Raw genomic sequence first — 12,370 nt, forward strand, 5'->3', positions numbered from 1 at the left:
TCATTTTATGAGGAGGGTTTTTACATGATTATTCCAAAGTATTTTGAAGACAATCATACCTTTGGTGTCAACGATGAGCCGATGCGTGCTTATTACATTCCGACATCTACCGCGCAGAATCCGGACTGGAAGTGCCGTCAGGAAACTGATCGTTTCTTCTTATTAAACGGCGACTGGAGCTTCCGGTATTTTGACAGCATTTATGATTGTCAGGAAGCTTTTTACGAGGAGGGTTATGATACCCGTCATTTCGACACACTTCCGGTTCCATCAAACTGGCAGGATCACGGCTATGATATTCATCAGTATACAAATACGCGCTATCCGTTCCCGTTTGATCCGCCCTATGTACCGCACGAAAACCCATGCGGCGCATACGTTCGCAAATTTACATATAAAAAACCGGAAGGAACCGCTACTTACCATCTGAATTTTGAAGGTGTAGACTCCTGCTACTATGTATGGTTAAACGGCACCTTTATCGGATATCATCAGGTTTCCCACTCCACCGGTGAATTTGACATCACCGACGCACTTCGGGAAGGTGAAAACACCCTTGCGGTTCTTGTTTTGAAATGGTGTGACGGCAGCTATCTGGAGGATCAGGACAAATTCCGCAACTCCGGTATTTTCCGTGATGTCTATGTGCTTGCAAGACCGGAAAACTATGTCCGTGATTTCTTTATCAAAATGCAGTTAAAAGACAATTATACTGCTGCAGACGTAACAATTCCGCTGACGTTTGCAAAAGAATCCATTCCGGTTTCTTACAAACTGACCACCGCCTGCGGATGCACCGTTGCAGAAGGTGTTTCCGATGGAAACAGCATTGCGTTTTCTGCTTCCGATCTCACACTCTGGAACGCAGAACATCCGTATCTGTATACACTGACACTCTCCACCGACAACGAAACCATCCGTCAGCGCATCGGATTCCGTGAGATCAACATCAAAGAATCAATTGTATACCTGAATGGTCAGAAAATTCGTTTCCGCGGAACAAACCGCCATGACAGTGATCCTTATGTGGGTTCTGCCGTTACCTTAGATCATATCCGCAAAGATATGAGCCTGATGAAACAGCATAATTTCAACGCCATCCGCACCAGCCATTATCCGAATGCACCGGAGTTTTATGAGTTGTGTGACGAATACGGTTTCTATGTCATCGACGAATCCGACATAGAGATCCACGGTGTTGTAAACCTGTACAACCTGAATATCTGGAAAGAAGGAAAGAAAAACCCGTTCCCACCGTTTTTATCTGACAACGAAGACTGGACCGAAAGTGTCGTAGACCGTGTTCAGAAAAATGTGATGCGTGATAAGAACCGCACCAGCGTTGTCATCTGGTCTATGGGAAATGAGGCCGGCTATGGATGCACTTTTGAGGATGCCCTTGCATGGACAAAATCCTACGATCCGACCAGACTGACTCATTATGAAGGTTCCATGCATTATCCGCGCAATCCGAAACGTGGAAAAACTGATTTTTCCAATATTGACCTGCGCAGCCGCATGTATGCTGCCATCCCGGAAATGCACGCCTATCTGGACAATAACCCGGACAAACCGTTTATTCAGTGCGAGTTTATTCATGCTATGGGAAATGGACCTGGAGACATCGAGGACTACTATCAGTTAGAGGAACAGTATGACACCTTCGTTGGTGGCTTCGTCTGGGAGTGGTGTGATCACGGTATTTATATGGGCACCACCAATGATGGTCGTAAAAAATTCTACTACGGCGGTGACTCCGGCGAATATCCGCATGATGGTAACTTCTGTATGGATGGACTTGTTTACCCTGACCGCAGACCGAGCACCGGTTTGAAAGAATATAAAAATGTACATCGTCCGGTTCGTGTCCATCTGGAGGATGCTGCTTCCGGTACTTACATCCTGCAGAACAATCTTGATTTTACAAACTTAAAAGAAGAATTATATCTGACCTATGAAATTCTGCAAAATGGTATGGCAGTTGCTTCCGGTGAGATCAGAGATACTGAGCTGTTAGATGTTGCTCCAAGAAGCAAGAAGACGGTTCAGCTGCCAATTAAGCCATTAGAAAACGGTGCCTGCTCTGTCATCATCAGTTCTCATCAGCTACATGAAAAGCCATTTACACCGGCCGGTTTCAAACTTGGTTTTGACCAGATCATGTTGAACGAAAACTGCACCGATACCTTAACCGCTCTGCTGGATGCGGAAAAAGCATCTGCAGACTCCTGCTCTTGCGCTGCAAATGGCACTGCTTCTGCTATTACTTATACAGAAAACGATCGTGTCATTACGATCAACGGTGCTGATTTTGTCTATGTATACAACAAACTCACCGGTATGTTTGACAGCATGATCTACAAAAATCACAGCTTCTTAAAACGTCCGATGGAAATGAATATCTGGCGTGCACCGACAGATAATGATCGCGTGGTCAAGAGACTGTGGTATGAAGCAGGTTATGATAAAATGACACAGCGAGCTTATAATACAACTATAGAAGCACAGGAAGATGGTTCCCTGAAACTGCACACAACCTCTTCCATGGCTCCCATCTTCCGGCAGCGTTTCCTGGAGATTGATGCAGAATGGATCATCACACCGGATGGAATCGTCAGATCCAGCATGGAGATTGAGCGGGATGCGATCATGCGTGGCATATACAGCGAATACTTCGAAGATGTGACAGAAAATGACAATCCATTCCAGGCAAATGAGGCATTTCTCCCGCGACTTGGTATCCGCCTGTTCCTGTCAAAACGTATGAATCAGGCAGAATACTTTGGATACGGACCTCATGAGAGCTATATTGACAAACGCCGGGCAAGCTATCTTGGCAAATTTACTTCCCGTGTCTGTGATCTGCATGAAGATTACATGCGTCCGCAGGAAAACGGAAGCCACTATCATTGCGAATATGTCAGTGTTGCTGATGACAGCCGGAAACTGACCGTATATAACGAGCAGCCGATTTCCTTTAATCTGTCCGAGTATACAGAAGAAGAACTGACCACGAAAGGTCATAATTATGAACTGGAAAAATCCGGATACACTGTATTCTGTATCGATTACAGACAGAGTGGTATCGGTTCCGGAAGCTGTGGTCCTCAGCTGGCAAAAGAATATCGTCTGGACGATACTCATTATACGTTCTCTTTCCACTTGAAACCGGAAATTTTATAATTTCTTATCAAACACAAAAACATAAGACACATTCGATACCGTAGAATGTGTCTTATGTTTTCTTTCTTATTACTTCGCACTTATAGAAGTGAGAGCCCATTACACATCTATCTTACCAGGCTCCGCTATATCCCAGTGTCACACTGCTGTTTTTTGCTCCCTGTTCCATACTTTCCTGTAATGATTTTCCCTGTAAGATACCATATAAAAAGCCTGCAATGAAGCTGTCACCGGCTCCCATCGTATCCACGACATCGCATGGAATAATCCCAAACTCCGTATAACTTGTGCCATCATAAGCAATACTTCCTTTTGTGCCTCTGGTGACGATGACTGTCTTTGCTCCTTTTTTCTGCATTTCTTCCATAAAGTTTCGCATCCATTCTTCATCTTCTCCATCATAGGCAAAAAATGCATAATCCACAAATGGAATCGCGATATCAATCACCGGGCTTTCATATTTCGTTGCAAAGTCAAAAGCAATCCTGGTGCCACAAGCCTTGATTTTCTCAAGATCATTCTCTATCATCCCCCAGATTCCGGATACGACCAGATCATGGCTTCCAAGAAATTCAATATCTTCTTCACTCAGCTTGAAATCTGCCATAACGCCTTCCTCATAATCTTCGAGAATACGCTCTCCGTCTATGATTTCCACGTGTGTCACAGCCGTACTGCCAGGCATCACTTTCAAATGAGAAATATCCACCCCTTTTTTTGCAATTGACTCCTTCATTAATTTCCCATATGCATCGTCTCCAACGACACCGGTATAAGACGCTTCCCCGCCAAGCCGAACCGCATAAACGGCAACATTCACCGGATTTCCTCCCGGAAATGCCCCACCTGTCTGATCATAAGCATCCACGCAATTGTCTCCTACAGCTGCAATTTTAATCTTTTTCTCCATTTTCAGCATTCCTCGCATCACTTCATCATTGTTTATCTTTCAGTACGCAGAATCATCTTTTCTTCCAAATTCATTAATAATCAAACTGACGATAATATCTTCTGATTTCCATTGGATGGCAATTGATCTGCTCCAAATGTGCATCAATACGCTGTGTTACAGCATGGGTCACAAGATGAGACAGATTTCCACGGAATTCCTCGCTGATTCCTTTCAACTCATAGTCTTTGGAATCAATTACTGTGTAATTTGCACAAACACGCGGCAGGAATTTTACTACTCGTTCACTCAGAGAACGCTGTGCATCTTCACCTACAAATACAGTGACCGGTGTATCGCGGTCTACAATTTCCAGCATTCCATGGAAAAATTCTGCACTGTGGATAGATTTTGTACGGATCCAATGCTGCTCTTCCCAGTAGCACATTGCATAAGAATATGTTGAACCATACTGATTACCTGCTCCTACAAAATAATGGATACTGTCATTGCAATGTTTCTTTGCAAATGCCTCTCCAAATGCATCCGCTGCTTTCTCAACTTCTACCAGATCTACAGCCAGATTTTCATCCAGTTCTTTGTAATAACGATCATATTCCGGGAATTCACCTGCATTGTACATAAAACGGTCTGCAACCATAAAAAACTTCAGCTGTTCATTGCCCGGATATGCAATTTCATAATCTACGATCTGCGCCAGTTCTGTAGTATCCACATCAATAAATCCAAGCACCTTTGCTCCCGCTGCAGAAGCTTTTTTGACACCTTCCACCATCTCGATGGTACTTCCGGTTACGGATGAAACCACAACAATCGTATCTGCTCCAACTTTTTTATTTCCAGTTGTCAGATATTCTGCTGCATTTTCCACGAAAAAGTCAAGTCCTGATTTTTCTTTCATATGAACTTCTGCCTGTAAGCAGGAAGCATAAGTGCCTCCTATGCCAAGCCAGCAGATATTTTTAAATCCATCTTTACAAATCTGGTCTACAATTTCTTCAATTTTCCCGCGCAATGCAAGTGCACCTTTTACACTGTCAATCTGTTTCTGCTCATCAAATTTCAACATGTTATTTTGATATCCTCCTTTAATTCCTTTTCCTTTTTTTGCAACCACTTATGTAAATTACTATACCACAGTTTCTTAAATAGTCAACATCTTTTTTAAAAATGTTATTCTACGCATTTAATAACTATATGTTTTTCGCGATTATATCTTGTGTTTTATTCATTATCATTCATTTTTTGGCATATTTGCATAACCGGCTGATTTAGACCACTAGTGCATTTTTTTATACCAATCATATTTGACGAACAGATTGAATCTGTTATATGATAGAAATAAGCAACTATTCGGTAGCATGAATGTAAAAGATGTTCTATAATAATCTTTTCATATAGTTATTTTTAAAATTGGAAGTAAAAGGAGCGTATTTTTAGAATTTATGAGAAAGAATTTACTTACAATGGATGTCATTCTTGCAAAAGAGATCATATATATGTTGAAAAATGAGGGCTATCGCCCCGGAGACCGGCTTCCTTCTGAGCGATTTCTTGCGGAGCATTTTCATGTGCAGCGGCCTACTATCCGGAATGCTCTGGCACAACTTGTGCGTGAGCATTACCTTTTTTCCCAGGAAAGACTTGGATATTTTGTTGCTCCTGAGAGAATCAAAATATCTACTCACACCTGTACCGGTAATTTTGATCCCGGAGAAAAACGTCCGAATATTCGCTGGCAGCCCTATTCTTTTGAAGAGATTTTGGTAGATAAACGTCTTTCCGGCAAAATGCTGATCCCGGAACAAACACCAGTTTATAAAATCCTTTTCATTTATTATGAAAACGACACCCCGCTGTGCCTGGATTATTCTTATACTCCAATCGATATCTATCCTGGTCTGACTGCTGAAATTCTGGGTTCACGCCCAATTTTGAATGTATTGCAGACAGATCTTCAGATACCGATTTTGAAATCCAATCAACGTGTGACACTCATTTACACAAATGAGGAAGAATCCAGTCTGCTCCAAACTGCACCGGGTAGTCCCATGATGAAATACAAAGGTCTGGTATACGACGAAACCGGCAGACTGATTCATTTTTTTGAAGACATTATGAAAATAGATGATTTTGCATTTATCAGAAATGCGGAAATGGAGGAATCATGGAACAATTAAATCATGTAGCAGCACAGGTGCGCGATATTATTGTAAGCAGGATTGAAAGCCATGAATATCTTCCCGGAGAAATGATCCCTAGCGAACGAGTCCTTGCAGAAATGTATGGTGTAAGCCGACCTACCATCCGCACAGCCATCGATGAACTTGTAAATGAGCATTATCTCGTGCGTCGACAGGGAAAAGGTACCTTTGTCAGGAAACCGGAATATAACAAAGTCGCTTTCGGTGTATTAAATGAATCCGAAAATGCCAGTTTCACTTCCCTTGTCCGCAATTTTGGAATCGAGATATCCAACAAATTACTGTGCACCGGCACCATCCAGGGGCGTTATTATTATGCTGATAAACTTGGTCTTGCATTTGAAGAACCAATTTATGGAATCCACCGTATCCGCCAGGGTAACAAAGAGCCACTGGCTATTGAGTACACTTACGTTCCACTGAAATTTTTCCCGGATATCGATAATTATAACTTTGAACAGATTTCTCTGTATGACTACATGTCCACCAGAGATCACCTGCCCGTTGTTTTCCAGGAATCTCTGACCATGGTAGAAGCCGGGGATAAAATCCGTTCCTATCTGCATCTGGAAGATGAAATGATCGTCAATCACCTGGAACTGATTGGCTATGACCATCACGGTAACCTTGTAGAATATACAGAAAGTTATTCCCGCCCAGACAAACTGGAAGTACGTTTTGTATCAAATAACACAAAATAGAAACGCTGTCCGTAAAAAAATAAGTCGAGCGCACATGAAATTTGTGCGTTCGACTTATTTTTGTTAAAATTTTCTGAGTCCAATACTTCCGTCATCTTCGGTGTTTTCAATGGCACGGATTTCTACATAGTAACCGGCATTTGCATTGATCTCCACGTAGACACGGTCTCCGACTTTATGACCAAGAATGGCTTTTCCGATTGGGGATTCCGTAGAAATCCAGCCTTTCAGGGAGTTTCCGCGCACGGTTGTCACCAGTGTATACACTTCTTCTTCGTCATCATCTTCAAAATATAAAGTAACTTTATTATTGATTCCAACTTCATCGGATTTTGACTCATCGGATACAACTACCGCTGTTTTGATCATGCGCTCCAGATAACGGATACGGCTTTCGTTGGCATTTTTATCTTTTTTTGCTGCGTGGTACTCAAAATTTTCACTGAGATCGCCATGCGCTCTTGCCTCTTTTACAGCTTCCAATGCTTCTTTACGAACTACCAGTTTCCGATATTCGATTTCCTCTTTCATTCGTTCAATGTCTTTTTCTGTCACTTCATCATGCATAATCTCGATACCTTCTTTCCAAAAGTGAAGCGGGCACTCACGTTCTGCTCTCGCTACTTCTCTCTGACACAGTTACTTTACAGCCTGCATTCAACTTGAATCTATCGCCTATTTCGGTGGATTACATCGTAAAGAATCCGAACTGTGCCATTGAATAAGTGATCAGGATGATCACCAACATTACCGGTGCAATGTATTTTATCATCACATTGTACAGTTTTTCACGATTCATTTTTTCACCATTTCGTTTTACTTCATCTGTAACAGTCTTTGCTCCTGCCGCCCATCCGATCAGAATACAGGTGCACAGTGCTACGATCGGCATTAATACACTATTGCTGATATAATCAAAGAAAGTCAAAAAGTCCATCCCAAGAATCTTGATATGTGCCCATGCACCATTGCCCAGAGAGGATGGAATTCCCATTATAATACTGATAATGATGCAGACCGCAACGCTTTTCTTACGGCTGATACCGAATCGATCCATAAAGGAAGATACGATAGCTTCCATAATCGAAATGGAGCTGGTCAACGCAGCTAAGAATACAAGCACAAAGAACAAAATTCCGATGATCGTGCCACCTCTCATTTGCTCAAACACTTTCGGAAGCGTCACAAACATCAATCCTGCTCCGCTTGCTTTTGTTCCTGCTTCACCGCTGAATACATAAACTGCCGGAACGACCATAAATCCTGCCAGCAGAGCAACGACTGTATCAAAAATCTCAATCTGATTTACAGATTTTGTCAGGCTTGTCTCGTTTTTTGTATAAGAGCCATAAGTAACCATGATTCCCATAGCCAGACTCATAGAATAAAACATCTGTCCCATGGCTGCACACACTGTTTTCAGTGAAAACTTCGTAAAATCAGGCAGGAGATAGTACTTAATACCGGCACTTGCTCCCGGTAATGTAAAAATATAAATGGAAATAATCACAGAAATAATCAGCAATAACGGCATCAGGAATTTACTGATTTTTTCAATTCCTTTATTGACGCCAAGCAGGATAACTGCTGCAGTCAGTCCCAGATAAACAGCGAAATAAATCATCGGTGAGATCGAATTTCCGACAAAATTTCCAAAAAAACTATCTGCTGCTGCATCCAGTCCATGACCGGACACAAATGTCACCATATATTTAACAACCCAACCGCCGATCACACAATAATACGGCAGAATGATCACCGGAACGATCGGTGCCAGCACGCCTAAAAATCCAAATTTTTTATTGATGGCTTTATATGCAGTACCCGGACTCTGCTTTGTCTTGCGTCCGATTGCAATCTCGGTAGTCATCAATGTGAAACCGAAGGTCAGTGCCAGAATGATATATACCAGAATAAAAATTCCTCCGCCATACTGCGCGGCAAGGTAAGGAAAACGCCACAGATTACCAAGTCCCACTGCGCTTCCTGCTGCTGCAAGCACAAAACCGATTCCGCCAGAGAAACTACTGCGCTCCTTTTTGTTATGTTCCATATTAAATCCTCTTTCTAATCATTATTTTCTACAATTTTTTTCGTCTAATTGACGTATCCATCATTATATCATTGACATCCATATATTTCAACAAATACACTTGTAAAACACATCAAAATATTTTCTTGATTCTTTCAACTTTTCATGCTTCTGTATAAAAATGAGAGTTTTTTCACATTCTCCTCTTTATCCTACCGTTCTTTTATTATTCTTCATTCGAAAAATGCTCGAAAAATCTGAGCTTCCGAAATTCAGAAACCACTTGGTTCATATAAAGAATATTTGTGCAATCACAAGAACTGTAATTGCGCGACTTTAAGATAACATACTTTTATTTGTTTAATCAACAATTACAAAAGTTCATTTTGAAGAAAAACCTTCTGACTTATTTGCTCGATGAATGAAATAAAGGGGCTCGGCTTATTTTTTCTTAGCGAGCGATTGTTAGCCGATAAGACAAAATAAGCCGAACCCCTTTCCATAGTCTACAATTGTATCACAAAAGAAACTTTTTTTATAATTTACAGTTTCACCATAAAAACTTTTTAAACCGGATAAGCCCCATTTTCATGATCAGCAGCTTCCGGATCTACCTTTGTCTGCTGTGCCTCACGATATTTGAAGAAATCCAGTGCCTGCTGTGGGAACAGTGCATAAGACAATACATCCTCATCCTGCTGTTTCCAGCGTGACATTTCTTTCTCAATCTTAGCAAGCTCCGGCTCAATCAGATCTGCCGGACGGCATGTGATGGCTTTATCTTTATCCGGACCAAGTACTTTTTCTACAACTTCCGGATTGAACGGTTTAACCGTCTGACCGTACTCACCAAGTAAAATGCTCTTGGTCTCTTTGGTAGCGACTTTGTAACGCTCTCCCATCAGAACGTTTAATACAGCCTGTGTACCTACGATCTGGCTGGACGGTGTTACCAGAGGCGGCTCACCAAGGTCTTTTCTTACACGCGGAATCTCTTTTAATACTTCCTCGTATTTATCCTCTGCGTTCTGCTCTTTCAGCTGAGAAATCATGTTGGAAAGCATTCCGCCCGGAACCTGATAACGTAAAGTATTGATATTTACACCAAGTACCTTCGGATTTAACAGTCCGCTTGCCATTGCCTCCTCACGGATCTTAGCAAAGTATTCATTGATCTCTGCCAGAATATCCTGATTCAGACCGGTATCATACGGTGTGCCTTTGAAAGTCTCTACCATAACCTCTGTAGCCGGCTGGGATGTTCCCAGAGCCAGTGGAGAGATTGCAGTATCAATGATATCGCATCCGGCTTCTACGGCTTTTAAGCAGCTCATGGAAGCCACACCACTTGTATAGTGTGTATGAAGTTCGATCGGAAGGCTTACATTTTCTTTTAATGCTTTTACCAGACGCTCTGCCTCATACGGAATCAGCAGACCTGCCATATCTTTGATACAGATGGAATCTGCCCCCATATCCTCGATACGTTTTGCTGTGTCTACCCAGTAATCCAGTGTATATGCCTCACCTAAGGTATAGGAAAGTGCGATCTGGGAATGACCTTTTTCCTTTTTGCAGGCATCTACAGCTGTTTTTAAGTTTCTCAGATCATTTAAGCAGTCAAAAATACGAATGATATCAATTCCGTTTGCGATGGATTTCTGTACAAAATATTCTACTACATCGTCTGCATAATGACGATAACCTAAAATATTCTGTCCACGGAACAACATCTGCAGTTTTGTATTTTTGAAGCCGTCACGGAATTTTCTGAGGCGCTCCCACGGATCTTCTTTCAGGAAACGAAGGGATGCATCGAAAGTTGCACCGCCCCAGCATTCTACTGCATGATAGCCGACTTTATCCATCTTATCGATGATCGGAAGCATCTGTTCTGTGGTCAGTCTGGTGGCCATCAGAGACTGATGCGCATCACGCAGGACAGTTTCTGTTATTTTCAATGGTTTTTTCTCCATGATAAATTATCTCCTTTTTTATAATCATTGCCTTTGTTTACGGATTGTTCCGCTGTTTCAGCTCCCACAATCCTCCCTCCATTCGAAAATCGCATGACTCTGTCCTGCTTTTTTTCTCATTGGAGGGGCGTGTCGCTAATCCTGTAAAGCATTTACATGCAAGCATGACATGCTTTTAGGATTTCGACACTGTAAACAAAGTTATACACCGAATATTGCCATAAATACACCGGCTGCGATAGCAGTTCCGATAACTCCGGCAACGTTTGGTCCCATGGCGTGCATCAGCAGGAAGTTAGTCGGATCTTCTTCTGCACCGACTTTCTGGGATACACGGGCTGCCATCGGAACGGCGGATACACCTGCGGAACCGATCAGCGGGTTGATCTTACCTTTTGTTACAACGCACAGGATCTTACCAAAGATAACTCCGGCTGCGGTACCGAATGCAAATGCTACCAGACCAAGTACTACGATCTGAAGTGTTGTCACTTTCAGGAATGCTTCTGCACTTGTGGATGCACCAACAGATGTACCAAGCAGAATAACTACGATGTACATCAGGGCGTTGGATGCTGTCTCTGACAGCTGTTTTACTACACCACTCTCACGGAACAGGTTACCAAGCATCAGCATACCTACCAATGGAGCTGTGGTCGGAAGTACCAGACACACAATGATGGTAACAATGATTGGGAAAAGGATTGCTTCCAGTTTGGAAACTTCACGAAGCTGTCCCATACGGATGGAACGCTCTTTTTTGGTTGTTAAAAGTTTCATGATCGGCGGCTGGATGATCGGAACCAATGACATATAAGAGTACGCCGCGACGGCGATCGGACCCATCAAGTCATTTTGATGTAATTTTCCGGCCAGAAAGATGGAAGTCGGTCCATCTGCTCCACCGATGATGGATACTGCTGCAGCTGCTGCATCGGAAAAACCGAATACGATAGCCAGCAGATACGCGGCAAAAATACCGAACTGTGCGGCTGCTCCCAAGAGAAAACTGATCGGGTTTGCGATCAGCGGACGGAAATCCGTCAGTGCGCCGACACCAAGGAAAATCAGGGACGGAAGGATGGACCACTCATCCAGTTTGAAGAAGTAGTGCAACAGACCTCCGACACCGTTGCTTGCATTTTCCGGAGAAATCATGATATCCGGATAAATATTTACCAGAAGCATACCAAACGCGATCGGCACCAGCAGTAACGGTTCATATCCCTTTTTAATTGCTAAATATAAGAACACACAGGCAACGGCGATCATCAGATAGTTTCCCCAGGTCAGATTGAAGAACGCGGTCTGATGCACGAGATTGCCTAATGTCTCTGCTATATTACCTGACATGTCTACCTCCT

9 protein-coding genes are annotated in these 12,370 nt (G+C 42.6%); 3 read left to right on the forward strand and 6 right to left on the reverse strand.

All coding sequences use genetic code 11. The annotated features are described in order from the left end of the window. Nucleotides 1-24 precede the first annotated feature (24 nt). A complete protein-coding gene (locus tag DXB15_RS06975; RefSeq protein WP_118702433.1) occupies nt 25-3,183 on the forward strand; it encodes a glycoside hydrolase family 2 TIM barrel-domain containing protein in 3,159 nt (1,052 codons plus the stop codon). A gap of 112 nt (nt 3,184-3,295) precedes the next feature. Here the strand turns inward: DXB15_RS06975 and frlD are convergent, their stop codons facing one another. Further along, on the reverse strand, nt 3,296-4,093 hold the full coding sequence (frlD, locus tag DXB15_RS06980; RefSeq protein ID WP_118702459.1) for a fructoselysine 6-kinase: 798 nt from the start codon (nt 4,091-4,093) through the stop codon (nt 3,296-3,298). A gap of 73 nt (nt 4,094-4,166) precedes the next feature. Next, nucleotides 4,167-5,162: an SIS domain-containing protein gene (locus DXB15_RS06985; RefSeq protein WP_109214555.1), complete on the reverse strand. Its 996-nt coding sequence runs from the start codon at nt 5,160-5,162 to the stop codon at nt 4,167-4,169. Nucleotides 5,163-5,559: 397 nt separating this feature from the next. Between DXB15_RS06985 and DXB15_RS06990 the strand changes: the two genes are divergently transcribed. Both DXB15_RS06990 and DXB15_RS06995 read left to right on the forward strand, forming a co-directional pair. After that, nucleotides 5,560-6,273: a GntR family transcriptional regulator gene (locus tag DXB15_RS06990; protein ID WP_256385909.1), complete on the forward strand. Its 714-nt coding sequence runs from the start codon at nt 5,560-5,562 to the stop codon at nt 6,271-6,273. After that, a complete protein-coding gene (locus DXB15_RS06995) occupies nt 6,261-6,998 on the forward strand; it encodes a GntR family transcriptional regulator (protein WP_109214557.1) in 738 nt (245 codons plus the stop codon). Before DXB15_RS06990 ends, DXB15_RS06995 begins: the two co-directional genes overlap by 13 nt. Before the next feature lie 63 nt (nt 6,999-7,061). Here DXB15_RS06995 and greA read toward each other — a convergent pair whose 3' ends face one another. From greA to DXB15_RS07015, 4 genes are all read right to left on the reverse strand, one after another. Continuing rightward, on the reverse strand, nt 7,062-7,565 hold the full coding sequence (gene greA, locus DXB15_RS07000; RefSeq protein ID WP_021739494.1) for a transcription elongation factor GreA: 504 nt from the start codon (nt 7,563-7,565) through the stop codon (nt 7,062-7,064). 121 nt (nt 7,566-7,686) lie between these two features. Beyond that, nucleotides 7,687-9,051 carry a sodium-dependent transporter gene (locus tag DXB15_RS07005; RefSeq protein WP_109214558.1) on the reverse strand — a complete coding sequence of 455 codons (1,365 nt, stop codon included), beginning with the start codon at nt 9,049-9,051 and terminating at the stop codon, nt 7,687-7,689. A 545-nt stretch (nt 9,052-9,596) separates the two neighbouring features. Next, nucleotides 9,597-11,006, reverse strand: coding sequence for an oxaloacetate decarboxylase subunit alpha (locus DXB15_RS07010; protein ID WP_109214559.1), 1,410 nt, complete (start codon nt 11,004-11,006; stop codon nt 9,597-9,599). A 201-nt stretch (nt 11,007-11,207) separates the two neighbouring features. Next, nucleotides 11,208-12,359 (reverse strand): sodium ion-translocating decarboxylase subunit beta, encoded by a 1,152-nt coding sequence (locus DXB15_RS07015; protein ID WP_109214560.1) that lies wholly within the window; start codon nt 12,357-12,359, stop codon nt 11,208-11,210. Nucleotides 12,360-12,370: the final 11 nt, after the last annotated feature.

It is taken from the genome of Roseburia sp. OM02-15, assembly GCF_003481835.1.
GTDB classification, from domain to species: Bacteria; Bacillota; Clostridia; order Lachnospirales; family Lachnospiraceae; genus Eubacterium_I; species Eubacterium_I ramulus_A.